At 65.9% G+C, this 14,329-nt stretch carries 14 protein-coding genes; 7 read left to right on the top strand and 7 right to left on the bottom strand.

Going from position 1 to position 14,329, the window contains the following annotated elements; translation table 11 throughout:
• Both rfbG and rfbF read right to left on the bottom strand, forming a co-directional pair.
• On the bottom strand, nucleotides 1-1,074 hold the full coding sequence (gene rfbG, locus NV401_RS02765; protein ID WP_261292842.1) for a CDP-glucose 4,6-dehydratase: 1,074 nt from the start codon (nucleotides 1,072-1,074) through the stop codon (nucleotides 1-3).
• Nucleotides 1,071-1,841, bottom strand: a complete 771-nt coding sequence (gene rfbF, locus NV401_RS02770; RefSeq protein WP_261292843.1) for a glucose-1-phosphate cytidylyltransferase — start codon at nucleotides 1,839-1,841, stop codon at nucleotides 1,071-1,073. The genes rfbG and rfbF overlap by 4 nt, the downstream gene beginning before the upstream one ends.
• 304 nt (nucleotides 1,842-2,145) lie before the next feature.
• Between rfbF and NV401_RS02775 the strand changes: the two genes are divergently transcribed.
• Nucleotides 2,146-2,646: a hypothetical protein gene (locus tag NV401_RS02775; RefSeq protein ID WP_261292844.1), complete on the top strand. Its 501-nt coding sequence runs from the start codon at nucleotides 2,146-2,148 to the stop codon at nucleotides 2,644-2,646.
• Nucleotides 2,647-2,648: 2 nt separating this feature from the next.
• The gene (locus tag NV401_RS02780; RefSeq protein WP_261292845.1) at nucleotides 2,649-3,035 is read left to right on the top strand and encodes a SpoIIAA family protein; all 387 of its coding nucleotides are present in this window, start codon (nucleotides 2,649-2,651) and stop codon (nucleotides 3,033-3,035) included.
• Between the two features lie 20 nt (nucleotides 3,036-3,055).
• Here the strand turns inward: NV401_RS02780 and NV401_RS02785 are convergent, their stop codons facing one another.
• The 5 genes from NV401_RS02785 to NV401_RS02805 all read right to left on the bottom strand — a co-directional run bounded on the left by NV401_RS02785 (nucleotide 3,056) and on the right by NV401_RS02805 (nucleotide 8,915).
• The gene (locus NV401_RS02785; protein WP_261292846.1) at nucleotides 3,056-3,814 is read right to left on the bottom strand and encodes a class II aldolase/adducin family protein; all 759 of its coding nucleotides are present in this window, start codon (nucleotides 3,812-3,814) and stop codon (nucleotides 3,056-3,058) included.
• Between the two features lie 52 nt (nucleotides 3,815-3,866).
• Nucleotides 3,867-4,973 (bottom strand): CaiB/BaiF CoA transferase family protein, encoded by a 1,107-nt coding sequence (locus tag NV401_RS02790; RefSeq protein WP_261292847.1) that lies wholly within the window; start codon nucleotides 4,971-4,973, stop codon nucleotides 3,867-3,869.
• 161 nt (nucleotides 4,974-5,134) lie between these two features.
• A complete protein-coding gene (locus tag NV401_RS02795) occupies nucleotides 5,135-6,253 on the bottom strand; it encodes a CaiB/BaiF CoA transferase family protein (RefSeq protein ID WP_261292848.1) in 1,119 nt (372 codons plus the stop codon).
• A gap of 109 nt (nucleotides 6,254-6,362) precedes the next feature.
• Complete coding sequence (locus NV401_RS02800) at nucleotides 6,363-7,547, bottom strand: acyl-CoA dehydrogenase (RefSeq protein ID WP_261292849.1); 1,185 nt, start codon at nucleotides 7,545-7,547, stop codon at nucleotides 6,363-6,365.
• A 126-nt stretch (nucleotides 7,548-7,673) separates the two neighbouring features.
• Nucleotides 7,674-8,915, bottom strand: a complete 1,242-nt coding sequence (locus tag NV401_RS02805; RefSeq protein WP_261292850.1) for a TetR/AcrR family transcriptional regulator — start codon at nucleotides 8,913-8,915, stop codon at nucleotides 7,674-7,676.
• A gap of 157 nt (nucleotides 8,916-9,072) precedes the next feature.
• Here NV401_RS02805 and NV401_RS02810 point away from each other — a divergent pair, with 157 nt between their 5' ends.
• The 5 genes from NV401_RS02810 to NV401_RS02830 all read left to right on the top strand — a co-directional run bounded on the left by NV401_RS02810 (nucleotide 9,073) and on the right by NV401_RS02830 (nucleotide 14,319).
• Nucleotides 9,073-10,350 (top strand): acyl-CoA dehydrogenase family protein, encoded by a 1,278-nt coding sequence (locus NV401_RS02810; protein WP_261292851.1) that lies wholly within the window; start codon nucleotides 9,073-9,075, stop codon nucleotides 10,348-10,350.
• A 129-nt stretch (nucleotides 10,351-10,479) separates the two neighbouring features.
• A complete protein-coding gene (locus tag NV401_RS02815; RefSeq protein WP_261292852.1) occupies nucleotides 10,480-11,565 on the top strand; it encodes a Zn-dependent alcohol dehydrogenase in 1,086 nt (361 codons plus the stop codon).
• Entirely contained in the window at nucleotides 11,565-12,617 is a 1,053-nt protein-coding gene (locus tag NV401_RS02820; protein ID WP_261293064.1) for a phosphotransferase family protein, read from the top strand. The genes NV401_RS02815 and NV401_RS02820 overlap by 1 nt, the downstream gene beginning before the upstream one ends.
• A 125-nt stretch (nucleotides 12,618-12,742) precedes the next feature.
• Nucleotides 12,743-13,507 carry an SDR family NAD(P)-dependent oxidoreductase gene (locus tag NV401_RS02825; RefSeq protein WP_261292853.1) on the top strand — a complete coding sequence of 255 codons (765 nt, stop codon included), beginning with the start codon at nucleotides 12,743-12,745 and terminating at the stop codon, nucleotides 13,505-13,507.
• Between the two features lie 11 nt (nucleotides 13,508-13,518).
• Nucleotides 13,519-14,319: an SDR family NAD(P)-dependent oxidoreductase gene (locus NV401_RS02830; protein ID WP_261292854.1), complete on the top strand. Its 801-nt coding sequence runs from the start codon at nucleotides 13,519-13,521 to the stop codon at nucleotides 14,317-14,319.
• The last annotated feature ends 10 nt before the right edge of the window (nucleotides 14,320-14,329 follow it).

Genomic DNA, 14,329 nt, shown 5'->3' on the forward strand with positions numbered 1-14,329 from the left:
TCACAGGCCGGCGCGAGCGCGATATTCGGCGATCTGGTGCAGCGTGATGGCCCGCGCGTCGCCGCCGGCGCCGACCGTCCGGTGCCAGTCGACGATCCAGTCGAGCGCGTCGGGTAGCGGCAGCGACGGACGCCAGCCGAGCAGCGCGCGCGCTTTCGAGCAATCCAGCCGCAGCAGCCCGGCCTCGTGCGGCACCGCGCCGGTGAACGGCACCGGATCGGTCGCGTTGCCCCAGGCCGCTTGCAGCCGCGCGACGATCCACGACACGGGGCGCGCATCCTCGTCCGCCGGGCCGAAGTTCCACGCATCGGCGATTGTCCGGTCGCCGGCAATCAGCCGATCGGCAATCATCAGATAGCCGCCCAGCGCTTCCAGCACATGCTGCCACGGGCGCACGGCGTCCGGCGCGCGGATCGCTGGTGCCACACCCTGCTCGAACGCGCGGACCAGATCGGGGATCAGCCGGTCTGCCGCCCAGTCGCCGCCGCCGATCACGTTGCCGGCGCGGACCGAGGCGAGGGCGGGTCCCTGTTCGAAGAACGAGCGGCGATAGGCCGAGATGACGAGTTCGGCAGCGCCTTTGCTGCTGCTATAGGGATCGTGGCCGCCCATCGGATCGGTCTCGCGGTAGGGCCAGACCCATTCGCGGTTTTCATAGCATTTGTCGGTGGTGATGCAGACCGCCGCCTTGACCCCGCCGATCTGCCGCGCCGCTTCCAGCACGTGTACCGTCCCCATCACGTTGGTGGCATAGGTCTCGACCGGCTCGTCATAGGAAAGCCGCACCAATGGCTGGGCGGCGAGATGGAAGATGATTTCCGGGCGTGCCGCCGCCATCGCCGCCCGGACCGCGGCGAGATCGCGAATGTCGCCTTCGACATGATGGACGAGCTCGCCGATGCCGGCGGCGTCGAACAGGCTGGGATCGGTCGGGGGCGGCAGGGCGAAGCCGGTTACCTCGGCCCCCAATTGGTGCAGCCACAAGGCAAGCCAGCTGCCCTTGAAGCCGGTATGGCCGGTGAGAAAGACGCGTCGGCCGGTCCAGTCGTTCAGGCGCTGTACGGGCGGGGTCACCAGCATTTCCACGGCGCCGCGCCGCTGTTCCACAAGTCTTCCAGCAGGATCTTGTCGCGCAACGTATCCATCGGCTGCCAGAAGCCGGTGTGGCGATAGGCGGCAAGATCGCCGCTCTTCGCGAGCGCCTCGAGCGGTTCGGCTTCCCAGACCGTCTCCGGGCCCTGGATCAGATCCAGCACGCTGGGATCGGCAACGAAGAAGCCGCCGTTGATCTGCCCGCCATCGCCGACCGGTTTCTCGCGAAAGCCGATGACGCGATCGCCATTGATCTTCAGCGCGCCGAACCGGCCCGGCGGCGCGACCGAGGTGATCGTCGCGCGCCGCCCATGCGCCTTGTGGAACGCGATCAGCGCGGCGATGTCGATATCGGCGACGCCATCGCCATAGGTGAAGCAGAACGGTTCGCCCTCGGTGAGGTACGGCCGGATCGCCCCCAGCCGTCCGCCGGTCATCGTATCCGCGCCGGTATCGACCAGCGTGATGCGCCAGGGCTCGCTGCGCGAGCGATGGATTTCGATGCTATTGTTTGCCAGGTCCACCGTGACGTCGGACGTGTGCATGAAGTAATTCGCGAAGAATTCCTTGATCACATAGCCCTTGTAGCCGAGGCAGACGATGAATTCGCTGATATCGGCGGCGGCATAGATCTTCATGATGTGCCACAGGATCGGCATGCCGCCGATCTCGATCATCGGCTTGGGCCTGATCGTGGTTTCTTCGCCAATGCGGCTACCGAGCCCGCCCGCCAGAATAACCGTCTTCATGTGGCACTCGTCGCCTTCTGTTGTTTTGCGGATATCGTCGTTCGCGGCCCCGACCGGGCATACAGCAGCGCCGCCGGATTTGTCACGACATCGCACCGTCCTAGCAGGCTTTGCTCCGCCGCGTTGCGACACCGGACGTCGTCCAGCCAATCCCACAAACCGGCCACCGGCGGATAGCTGTCGTTTCGGATCGATTTTCGACAAAATCGTTCTTTAACATCTTGGTAGCGAGACCCGCCTAGCCCGGATGTGCGCAGCGCGGCCATATCGCGTCGTAGCTGCAGCGCGAGAGGATATCGATGTCGTGATCCATTCCGAAATCTTGGCGTCTTCGAACGACCCTGGGCGCGACGGCGCGGTGGGTCATGTGCACGCGTCGGCGGAAAAGGTCTCGAGCGGGAAATACAGCATTACCGTCGATCCCCAGACCGCCTTTGTGCGGATCACGCTGGATGGGTTCTTCGCGCTCAGCGACGTGCAGGAATTCGCGGCGGCGCTGGCGCGCGCTTATGCCGGGCTGGCGTCGGGCAGGGGCCATCACCTCACCTTGTGCGACGTCTCGGAATGCAAGATCCAGCCCCAGGAAGTGGTCGAGGCGTTTCGCGGGCTGCTCACCGACCGGAGCCTGATGTCGGAACGCCTGGCCTTCGTCACGGGCGGATCGCCGGCGAAGATGCAAATCCGCCGGTTGATTGCGCGGGATACGTGCCGCTTCTTCGAGCAGGCCGATGCCGCGGAGCGATGGCTGCTGGATCTCGGCCGGGGCGGCGGCCGGGCCGATGCCGCGCATTGGGCGGGGTTGTAAGCGTGTATACCGTCGTTCCGGACCCGATCCATCCGCTGGTGCGGATCCACCTGTCGGGTTTCTTCGACAGCGCCGAAGTGGCCGTGTTCTGGCGTGAGGAGCAGGATGTGGCGCGGGACGCGTTTGCCCGACACGGCCTGTACGACCTGCTGATCGAGACGCCGGGGGGCGGCCCGCAGGGGCAGGAGGTTCTCGACGCGTTTCGGCGCATCGTGACCGAATCCCCGGTCAAGGCGCGTCGCATCGCGATCGTCTCGGGCAGCACGCTGCTGCGCATGCAGATCCGCCGCGTGTTCGTCAGCGACACGTTCCAGGTATTCGCGACGACCGCCGAGGCGGAGGCGTGGCTGACCTCGCTGGTCGCCGACGCCGCCGCCACGGTCGCCTGAGGCGCGCGCGCCAGCCGCGGCTAGTTGCGCCAGCTGGTGTCGATCTTGTCGACCTTGCGCACCATCGCCGCGAAATCGGCCGCGCCGGCGCCGCCCGGCACCTGCGCCATATGCAGATCGCGCTGGTGCACTGCGACCACCGCCTCGTCGACCAGCAGCGGCCGGCCCATGCTCATCGTCGCGACCTGGATCTCGCAGGCGCGCTGCAGCGACCAATGCTTGATGAACGCTTCCGGCAGCGTCTTGCCCATCACCAGGATGCCGTGATTCTTGAGCAGCATGACGCGCTTGTTGCCGAGATGCGCGAGCAGGCGATCGCCTTCCTCGTCGCGCACGGTGACGCCCTCGAAATCATGGTATGCGATCTGGCCGGCGAAATTGCAGGCGTAGAAATTGCTCGGCTGCAGCCCGCCCTCGACCGAGCTGACCGCCATGCCCGCCGTCGTGTGCGTGTGCATGATGCAATGCGCATCGGGCAGATGGCGGTGAAACAGCGCGTGCTGGACGAAGCCGGCGCGGTTGACCGGATAGGGGCTGTCGTCGAGCTTGTTGCCGTCGATATCGATCTTGACCAGGCTGGAGGCGGTGACCTCGCTGAAATGCAGCCCGAACGGGTTGATCAGGAAGGCGCCTTCCTCATCGAGCTTCACGGTGATGTGGTTGTAGATCATCTCGGACCAGCCGAGCATGTCGAAGACGCGATAGCAGGCGGCGAGCTGCTGGCGCGCTTCCCATTCGGCTTCGCTCATCTGGCTGTTGCGGAAGACTGCGGTGGCCATGATGCTCTCCAATTTTCTGAACTGTCGGTATGATTATCGCACGACAGGCGGATCAGTGCAAAGCGGCGATTTCCGCGTCGCTGAAGCCGAGCTCGCCGAGCAAGGTGGCATCCGGCCCGGTCGACATGACGGGGGCGACGGTCGGGCTGGCGGAGTAACGCGGGGCAGGCGCGGGCTGGGTGACGCCGCCGGCGTCGACAAAGGCGGCGCGCGCGACATTATGGGGATCGGCGACGGCCTCGTCGAAGCCGAGGACAGGGGCGAAGCATACCTCGTGGCCTTCGAACGCGGCGCACCATTCGTTGCGCGTCCTGGTCTTGAACTGTTCGCCGAGCCGCGCCTTCAGCGCCGGCCATTGTCGCGGATCGAACTGCGCGGCCCATTCGTCGCCATCGAGCGCCATCACGCGGCGCAGCGCGGCATAGAATTGCGGTTCGATCGCGCCGATCGAGACATATTTGCCGTCGGCGGTTTCGTACGTGTCGTAGAAATGCGTGCCGCCATCGAGCAGATTGGTGCCGCGCGCATCGCTCCAGCGGCCCATCGCGCGGAAGCCCCAGATCATGCTCATCAGCACCGACGAGCCTTCGGTCATCGCGCAATCGACGACCTGGCCTTCGCCGCTCGCCTTGGCGTGGAGGATCGCGGCGAGCATGCCGAAGGCCAGCATCATCCCGCCGCCGCCAAAGTCGCCGACCAGGTTGATCGGGAATTGCGGCTTGCCGCCGGCCGCGCCGAGCGCGTGCAGCACGCCCGATTGCGCGATATAGTTGATGTCATGCCCGGGTTGCGGCGCCATCGGGCCGGTCTGCCCCCAGCCGGTCATCCGGCCGTAGACGAGCCGCGGGTTGGCGGCGAGCAGCACGTCCGGCCCCAGGCCCAGCCGCTCCATCACCCCGGGGCGGAAGCCCTCGATCAGGCCATCGGCGGTGGCGACGATGCGCTTGACCGCGGCAATCGCCGTCGGCGATTTGAGATCAAGCGCGATCGTGCGGCGCGAGCGGAGCAGCGGGTCCCTGGCACCCGCGCCGGCGTCGCCGGGGCGCTCGATGCGGATCACCTCCGCGCCATGATCGGCCAGCATCATGCCGCAAAACGGGCCGGGGCCGATGCCGGCGATCTCGACGATGCGGATGCCGTGGAGCGGGGCGGTGGGCATGATGGCTCTCCTGAGTGTCGTTTTGTTTTGCTTAGATTGCCTGCTCGTCCGTCATCCTGAACTCGATTCAGAATCCATTTCGCCTCTCGGACGATCGCCCCTGAGGCGCGACGGATCCTGAAACAAGTTCAGGATGACGGGGTCGGGGCGGCGTCTGCCGGTCACGGCCGGGGCGGGCTGGGGGTATCGGAGACCATGCGGACGCCGTCGATGACGATCGGCGAGGCGACGCCGGGGATGCCGTCGCGCGTGATCGCGAGGCCGCGGGCGACGACCTGCGCGTCGGCGAAGACCTCGTCGACGCGGTTGATCGGGCCAGCGGGAACGCCCGCCTCGTCGAGCGCCCAGGCAAGATCGGCCTTGCGCCAGGTGGCGATCGCGGTGCTGAGCAGCGGGATCATCGCCAGGCGGTTGCGGACCCGCGCCGGGTTGGTTGCGAAGCGGTCGTCGTCGGCGAGCGGCAGATCGAGGATCGCGCAGAGCTTGGCGAACTGGCTGTCGTTGCCGACCGCGATGATCAAGTCCCCATCCGATGCCGCAAACGCCTGATACGGCGCGAGGTTGGCATGCCCGTTGCCCATGCGGTGCGGCACCGTGCCACTCGCCATCCAGTTGAGCGCCTGGTTGGCGAGCACGGCGACCTGGGTGTCGAGCAATGCCATGTCGATATGCGCGCCGGTCCCGTCGCGGTCGCGGGTACGCAGCGCGGCGAGGATCGCAACGGCGGCATAGACGCCGGTGAAGATGTCGGCATAGGCGATGCCGGATTTCTGCGGCGGGCCGTCCGGCTCGCCGGTCAGCGACATGATCCCGCCGATACCCTGGATGATGAAATCGTAGCCGGCGCGCTGCGCATAGGGGCCGGTCTGGCCGAAGCCGGTGATCGAACAGGTGATCAGGCGCGGGTTGAGCGCCGCGAGCGCGGCATGGTCGAGCCCGTATTTGACTAGGCCGCCGACCTTGTAATTCTCGATCATCACGTCGGACTGGGCGGCAAGCGCGCGGATCTCGGCCTGGCCTTCGGGCGTGGCGATGTCGACCGCGCGGCTCGTCTTGCCGCGATTGGCCGAATGGTAATAGGCCGCGTCGAGATTCTCGCCGTTCGGGCCGGTGATGAACGGCGGGCCCCAGTGGCGCGTATCGTCACCGGCGCCGGGGCGTTCGATCTTGATCACCTCGGCGCCGAGATCGGCGAGCAGCTGGCCGCACCACGGGCCGGCCAGGATTCGCGCGAGTTCGAGGACCTTGATACCGGCGAGGGGTTTTAGTTGCCCGTCCACCGTTATCCCCGCGACCGCGGGAATCCCGCTTCTCTGCCCGGTCGAGCAGAAGAAGCGGGACCCCGGGTCAAGCCCGGGGTGACGGTAGGGGGTGGGCCGCCGGCGTGCATCAGAACGCCGCGATCCCCGTGATCGCGCGGCCGAGGATCAGCGCGTGCACGTCATGCGCACCCTCATAGGTGTTGACCGTCTCGAGGTTCATCATGTGGCGCATGATCTGATATTCGCCCGAAATGCCGTTACCGCCATGCATGTCGCGGCTCATGCGCGCGATATCGAGCGCCTTGCCGACATTGTTGCGCTTGACGATCGAGACCATTTCCGGCGCGAAGCGGCCTTCGTCCATCAGGCGACCGACGCGCAGGCTGGCCTGCAGCCCGAGCGCGATCTCGGTCTGCATGTCGGCGAGCTTCTTCTGGTAGAGCTGATTGGCGGCGAGCGGCTTGCCGAATTGCTGGCGGTCGAGGCCGTATTGGCGCGCCGCGTGCATGCAGAATTCGGCGGCGCCGAGCGCGCCCCAGCTGATGCCGTAGCGCGCGCGGTTGAGGCAGCCGAACGGGCCCTTGAGGCCCTGCACGTCGGGCAGCAGCGCGTCCTCGCCGACCTCGACCTCGTCCATCATGATCATGCCCGTAATCGAGGCGCGCAGGCTCAGCTTGCCTTCGATCTTCGGCGTCTCCAGGCCCTTCATGCCCTTGTCGAGGATGAAGCCGCGGATGCCGCCACCATGCTCGTCGGACTTCGCCCAGACGACGAACACGTCAGCGATCGGCGCGTTGCTGATCCAGGTCTTGGCGCCGGAGATGACATAGCCGCCATCGACCTTGCGCGCGCGCGTCGTCATGCCGCCGGGGTCGGAGCCGGCATCGGGCTCGGTCAGGCCGAAGCAGCCGATATATTCGCCGCTCGCCAGCTTGGGCAGATATTTCATCTTCTGCGCTTCGGAGCCGTAGGCATAGATCGGATACATGACGAGGCTCGACTGCACGCTCATCATCGAGCGGTAGCCGCTGTCGATCCGCTCGACCTCGCGCGCGACCAGGCCGTAGGCGACGTAGCTCGCACCGACGCCCCCATATTGCTCCGGCACGGTGGGGCCGAGCAGGCCGAGTTCGCCCATCTCGCGGAAGATCGCGACATCGGTGACCTCGTTCTGGAATGCATCGATGATGCGCGGCGCGAGCTTTTCCTGCGCATAAGCGCGCGCGGTGTCGCGGATCATGCGCTCGTCATCCTCGAGCAGGTCGTCGAGCAGGAAGGGGTCGGCCCAGTCGAATTGGCCCATGCCGGTCATGATATACTCCACACTGAATTGCTTCCCCGGCACCTGCCGGGATCGATCATGCGATAGACGATATCGTGCGCCGCACCGCGCTTCCACCGCCATCGCAGGCGAAAGCGCCGGCGCGCCGCACTATTCCTATTGCGACAGCACCCGATCATCGAACAGGCCGAACGCCAGCGTCGAGGCATAGAAGGCCACCGCCTTGTCGCGCGGCATCGTCGCGGCCCATTTGCGCATGTCGAACGCGGCATTCTGCAGTGCCATCAGCGCTTGCGCGGCGACCAGGGCGTCGACCGGGCGGATCGAGCCTTCGGCGATGCCGTCGCTCATCGTGCCGGCATAGCGCCGGGCGATGCGGTTCGAGCGTTCGAGCATCTCCGCGCGCACGCCGAACGGCAGGCCGGACAAGGCCGTGGTGCGCAGCAGCGGCCCGCGTTCCGAGAACTGCACGTCGAGCAGGGTAGCGATCGTGCTGGTCAGCCGCTGCCAGTGGCTGCCGCCGGCTTCGTCCGCGAGATGCTGCGCGTCGGCGATCGTATCGAAACTGCGCTTGTAGCAGGCGATGACGAGATCGTCCTTGGCATCGAGATGATGATAGAAGCTGCCCTTGGTGACGTTGAGCTCCGAGGCGATCTTCTGCACCGAAGCGCCGCGATAGCCGAGCTCGTTGATCAGCCGCGTGGCAGCGAGCAGGAATGCGGCGCGGCCGGGCTCCGCACTGTTATGGTCGAGATCGACCAGCCCGGGCGCCCAGTTCTGGCCGGGCGCGGCGATGCCGTGTTCGAATACGTCCATCAGCCGCGCCTCGACGCGCGCGAACTGATCGGGATCGTAGCGGGTCAGCCAGACCGGCAGCCAGAAGGTGTTCTCGAGCAGGACGTGAGCGCGCGCGCCGCGCAGATCGGTTTCCGCACGGTTCTTGGCCGGGCCCCAGAGCGTGCGGGTCTTGCGGAACACGTCGCGCCAGGCGGTCATCAGCTGGCCGCGCGCCGGTTCTTCCATCGCGCGCAGATCGGACAGCACGGCGAACGGCGTCTGCGTGCCGGCATGGATCGCGGCGAGCCGGCCCATGTTGATCGAGAGATATTTCGCGACGCGCGCCTGCGGCGTCGGCTCGCGCAGCGCTTCGTCGAGCATCGCCTGCAGCCGATCCAGCGTGTTTTCGAAACAGGCGGACGCGAGGTCCTCCTTGCGCTTGAAATAATAGGTGACGCTGGTCGTGTTGAGGCCGACGCGGCGCGCGACATCGGCAAAGGTCATGCCCTTGGCGCTTTGTTCGTTGATCGCCTGGGCCGCGGCGGCCAGGATTGCGTCGCGCTTGGCGCGGAACCGCTTGGTGCCGCTTTCTTCGTCGAGGAGCGTGGGGTCGGTCGCCATGATCCATGTCTATCAACTTCCTTTAGAAGAGACAGTCTTTTTTCCGGGCCTGTCCTAGCGGGCAAAATTTGTCGTGCGGCGGCTTTACCGAAAACGCGGTACGGTCTACCCAACGGTCAAACGGTGATCAGCCAGAGCGGTTTTGAGGAGAGAGATCATGGATTTCACGCTGAGCGAGCGGGAGACCTATTTCCGGGATCGGGTGCGCGATTTCATCGACCAGAACATCCGGCCGCGGCAGGATGTGTATGATGAGCAGGCACGTGCCGGAGAGCGCTGGAAGGTCATCCAGGTGATCGAGGACATGAAGGTGAAGGCCAAGGAGGCCGGCCTGTGGAATTTCTTCATGCCGCCGCATTCCGGGCAGAACCATGTCGACGATACCTTCGAGTTCGAAGGCACGCAGCTCAGCAATCTCGAATATGCGCTGTGCGCCGAAGAGATGGGCAAGGTCGGCTGGGCCTCGGAAGTGTTCAACTGCTCGGCGCCGGACACCGGCAATATGGAAGTGTTTCATCGCTACGGTACGCGCGCGCAGAAGGAACGCTGGCTCACGCCGTTGATGAATGGCGAAATCCGCTCGGCCTTCCTGATGACCGAACCGGCGGTCGCCTCGTCGGATGCGACCAATATCGAGACCTCGATGGTCCGTGACGGCGACGACTATGTCATCAACGGTACCAAATGGTGGTCGAGCGGCGTCGGCGATCCGCGCTGCGCGGTGGCGATCGTGATGGGCAAGACCAATCCGGAAGGCGCGCGGCACAGCCAGCAGAGCCAGATCCTGGTGCCGATGGACGCGCCCGGCGTGACGATCAAGCGCATGCTCAGCGTCTATGGCTATGATCATGCGCCGCACGGCCATGGCGAAGTGGTGCTGAAGGACGTGCGCGTGCCGGTGGACAACCTGCTGCTCGGCGAAGGCCGCGGGTTCGAGATCGCGCAGGGGCGGCTGGGGCCGGGCCGGATCCATCACTGCATGCGCACGATCGGCGTGGCCGAGACGGGCATCGAGGCGATGGCCAAGCGCCTGCTGACCCGCGTCGCGTTCGGCAAGCGCATCGCCGACCAGTCGGTATGGGAAGAGCGGATCGCGCGGGCGCGGATCGATATCGAGATGACGCGGCTGTTGTGCCTCAAGGCCGCGGACATGATGGACCGTGCCGGCAACAAGAGCGCGCAACAGGAAATCGCCATGATCAAGGTGCAGGCGCCCAACATGGCGCTGAAGATCCTCGACGATGCCGTGCAGGCGCATGGCGGCGGCGGCGTTTCGGGCGATTTCCGGCTGGCGCATGATTGGGCCAACATGCGCACCTTGCGGTTCGCAGACGGGCCGGACGAAGTGCACAACCGGGCGATCGCGCGCAACGAGTTCGGCAAATATGCCGATCTGCCCGCGGCGGTCGCGGCGAAGGATGCGGTGCGGCGATAAGCCGACGCCCTCTCCCCGCTTGCGGGGACAGGGCAGGGAAGCGGGCAGTCCGCGATCAATGCAGATACGGGCCGGAGGAGGGACTGCCCCTCTCCCCGGCCCTCTCCCCCGAGGGGAGAGGGAGATAATGTGAAAGCAGCAGTCCTTTACGCCCCCAAGACCGATCTGGTGATCGAGGACATCCGCGTTTCCGATCCGGGGCCGCGCGAAGTGCTGATCCGCACGATGGCGGTCGGCGTGTGCCGCAGCGATCTGCATTTTATCGATGGTGCCTTCCCGCACCCGATGCCGACCGTGCCGGGGCATGAGGCGGCGGGGATCGTCGAGGCGGTCGGCTCGGACGTCGCGCATCTCAAGGTCGGCGATCATGTCATCACCTTCTTCACCGTATTCTGTGGCGCGTGCGAGTTCTGCGTGAGCGGGCGGCCGAGCCTGTGCATCGATCCCTCGACGCGGCGGGCAAAGGGCGCGCCGCCGCGGCTGAGCCTGAACGACGGCACGCCGCTGGCGCCATTCCTCAACCTCTCGGCCTATGCCGAGATGATGCTGGTGCACGAAAATGCCTGCGTCGCGATCTCGAAGGAGATGCCGATGGATCGCGCCGCGCTGCTCGGCTGCGCGGTGATCACGGGGGCGGGCGCGATCTTCAACGACAGCCAGCTGCGGCCGGGCGAGACGGTGGCGGTGATCGGCTGCGGCGGGATTGGCCTTGCGGCGATCAACGCAGCCAAGATCGCCGGCGCGGGGCAGATCATCGCGATCGATCCGGTGGCGGACAAATTGGCGCTGGCGGAGAAACTCGGCGCGACGCACGGCTTCGATGCGATGGACCCGGACCTGACCAAGAAGGTGATCGGGCTGACCGGCGGCGGCGTGCATTATGCGATCGAGGCGGTCGGCCGTCCGAACACCGCGGAGCTGGCGTGGAATATCCTGCGCCGCGGCGGCACGGCGACGATCCTCGGCATGATCGCGCCGGGCGGCGAGGTGAAGATCCCGGGGCCAACCTTCCTGACGGGCAAGAAGCTGCAAGGCTCGCTGCTGGGATCGACGCGCTTCCCGATCGACATGCCGCGACTCGTGCAACTGTATCTCGACGGCAAGCTCGATCTCGACACGATGGTGGCGGAGCGGATCAGGCTCGAGGACGTAAACGCAGCGATGGGCAAGTTGCGCACCGGCGATACGGTGCGCTCGGTGATCGAGTTCGCATGATGGATGAATCCCCGCAGACGATGGATGTGCCGGAGAAGGACCGGCTCGACGAAGCGAAGCTGACCGCCTGGATGGCGGACAATGTCGAGGGGTTCGAAGGACCCTTGCGCTATTCGAAATTTTCCGGCGGGCAGTCCAACCCGACGTTCAAGATCACGTCGCCGTCCGGCACCTATGTGCTGCGGCGCAAGCCGTTCGGCAATCTGCTGCCCTCGGCGCACGCGGTGGACCGCGAATATCGCGTGATCGAGGGACTGTACCCGACCGGCTTTCCCGTCGCGCGGCCATATGGTCTGTGCACCGATCCCGATGTGGTGGGGACGGATTTCTACGTCATGGGCTTCGCCGACGGGCGCAACCTGTGGGACGGGACGCTGCCGGATTATGCGCCGGCGGAGCGGACCGGCATCTACAATGCGATGTGCGACACGCTGGCCGCGCTCCACAATACCGATCATGTCGCGGCGGGGCTGGGCGACTATGGCCGGCCGGGCAATTATTTCGAGCGCCAGGTAGCGCGCTGGACCAAACAGTATCGCGCGTCCGAGACCGAGCATATGGAATCGGTCGAGCGGCTGATCGACTATCTCGGCCGGACCGTGCCGGAGCAGACGCGCACCTCGGTGGTGCATGGCGATTTCCGCATCGACAATATGATCTTTCACAAGACCGAGCCGCGCGTGATCGCGTTGCTCGACTGGGAATTGTCGACATTGGGCGATCCGCTGGCAGACTTTTCCTATTTCCTGATGAGCTGGGTGACCGAGCCGGAAGGCCGTTCGGGCGTGAAGGGCATGACCGGGGCGGAGACGGGCATTCCGACGATCGAGCAGATGGTGACGCGCTATTGCACGGCCACCGGGCGCGACGGCGTGCCGGACCTCAACTGGTATTTCTCGTACAATCTGTTCCGGCTGACCGGGATCGTCCAAGGGATCAAGAAGCGGATCGTCGAGGGCACGGCATCCAGCGCGCAGGCGGAGAAATCGGCGGCGGGCGTGTACCGGCTGGCCGATGCGGCGTGGGATTTTGCGGTGAAGGCGGGGGCATAAATTCCCCTCCCGCTTGCGGGAGGGGCTAGGGGAGGGCGTGTCCCAATAAGGCGCCATTCGCTGGCGAGCAGGCCCTCCCCCGACCCCTCCCGCAAGCGGGAGGGGAGACAAGAAGGAGAGGCAGAATGTCGCTATTCGATCTGACGGGGAAGGTGGCGATCGTCACCGGTTCGACCAAGGGCATTGGCAAGGCGAGCGCGATCGCGCTGGCCGAACAGGGCGCGAAGGTCGCTATCTCGAGCCGCAAGCAGGAGGCGTGCGACGCGGTCGCGGCGGAGATCAACGCGCGGTTCGGCGCGGACACCGCGATTGCCGTGGCGGCGAATATTTCGGACAAGGCCGGGCTGCAGCACCTCGTGGATGCCACGCGCGCCGCGTTCGGGCCGATCGACGTTTTGGTCTGCAACGCTGCGTCCAATCCCTATTACGGGCCGCAATCGGGGATCAGTGACGAGCAGTTCCGCAAGATTCTCGACAACAATATCGTCTCGAACCACTGGTTGATCTCGATGGTCGCGCCGGAGATGCGCGAGCGCAAGGACGGCGCGATCGTGATCGTCTCGTCGATCGCGGGCATTCGCGGCACGCCGACGATCGGCGCCTACGGCATTTCCAAGGCGGCGGACATGCAGCTGGCGCGCAACCTGGCGCACGAATTCGGGCCGGACAATGTGCGCATCAACTGCATTGCGCCCGGGCTGATCAAGACCGATTTCGCGCGTGCCTTGTGGGAAGATCCGGCGCGGATCGCGGCGGCGAACAATACGGTGCCGCTGCGCCGCATCGGCGTACCGGAGGAGATTGCCGGGGCCGTGGTGTTCCTCGCCAGCCCGGCGAGCGCGTTCATGACCGGCCAGGCGATGGTGATCGACGGCGGGGTGACGATTTGACGGAGGAAAATATGGCACGGTTCAGCGGCAAATCGATCATCGTCACCGGGGCGGGCTCGGGCATCGGTCGGGCGGCGGCGCGCTTGTTTGCGCAAGAAGGCGGGTCGGTGGTGTGCGCCGACATCACCGCGGCGGCGGAGGAAACCGCGGAGATGATCGTCGCGGCCGGGGGCACGGCGCACGGCATCATCATCGATGCGGGCAAGGAGGAGGACGTGATCCGCGCGGTCAGCGTCGCAGGCGAATATTATGGCGGGCTCGACGTGATGTTCGCCAATGCCGGCATTTCCGGCGGCATGGCCAATATCTTCGATACCGATGTCGCGCTGATCACCGAGGTGCTGCGCGTCAACCTGATCGGGCCCTATCTGGCGATCAAGCATGCCGCGCCGAAGATCGCCGAACGCGGCGGTGGGGCGATCGTGCTGACCGCAAGCGTGGCGGGGATCCGTTCGGGGGCGGGGTCGCCGGCCTATTCCGCGTCCAAGGCGGGCGTGATCAACCTGGCGATGGTCTCGGCGCAGCAATTGTCCGGCTCGAACGTGCGCGTCAACGCGATCTGCCCGGGGCTGACCGAGACGGGGATGACCAAGCCGACGTTCGATTATGCCAAGGAGGCGGGCAAGATGGACCGCGTCGGGCGGCTCAATCCGCTGCGCCGCGGCGCGCAGCCCGAGGAACTGGCCAAGGTCGCCGCGTTCCTTGCGTCGGATGATGCGAGCTATGTCAACGGCCAGGCGATCGCGGTGGACGGCGGTCTGTCGTCGAGCCATCCGGTGACCAAGCAGGAATATGGCAAGACGGCGGTGTAAGGGGCTGCAC

The sequence above is a fragment of the Sphingomonas hylomeconis genome (assembly GCF_025370105.1).
Classification (GTDB): Bacteria; Pseudomonadota; Alphaproteobacteria; order Sphingomonadales; family Sphingomonadaceae; genus Sphingomonas; species Sphingomonas hylomeconis.

Excerpts from the sequence above, each read along its gene's own strand:
- rfbF (WP_261292843.1), bottom strand. The coding sequence starts at position 1,841 with ATGAAGACGGTTATTCTGGCGGGCGGGCTCGGTAGCCGCATTGGCGAA.
- NV401_RS02785 (WP_261292846.1), bottom strand. The coding sequence starts at position 3,814 with ATGGCCACCGCAGTCTTCCGCAACAGCCAGATGAGCGAAGCCGAATGG.
- NV401_RS02790 (WP_261292847.1), bottom strand. The coding sequence starts at position 4,973 with ATGCCCACCGCCCCGCTCCACGGCATCCGCATCGTCGAGATCGCCGGC.
- NV401_RS02800 (WP_261292849.1), bottom strand. The coding sequence starts at position 7,547 with ATGACCGGCATGGGCCAATTCGACTGGGCCGACCCCTTCCTGCTCGAC.
- NV401_RS02805 (WP_261292850.1), bottom strand. The coding sequence starts at position 8,915 with ATGGCGACCGACCCCACGCTCCTCGACGAAGAAAGCGGCACCAAGCGG.
- NV401_RS02810 (WP_261292851.1), top strand. The coding sequence starts at position 9,073 with ATGGATTTCACGCTGAGCGAGCGGGAGACCTATTTCCGGGATCGGGTG.
- NV401_RS02820 (WP_261293064.1), top strand. The coding sequence starts at position 11,565 with ATGGATGAATCCCCGCAGACGATGGATGTGCCGGAGAAGGACCGGCTC.
- NV401_RS02825 (WP_261292853.1), top strand. The coding sequence starts at position 12,743 with ATGTCGCTATTCGATCTGACGGGGAAGGTGGCGATCGTCACCGGTTCG.
- NV401_RS02830 (WP_261292854.1), top strand. The coding sequence starts at position 13,519 with ATGGCACGGTTCAGCGGCAAATCGATCATCGTCACCGGGGCGGGCTCG.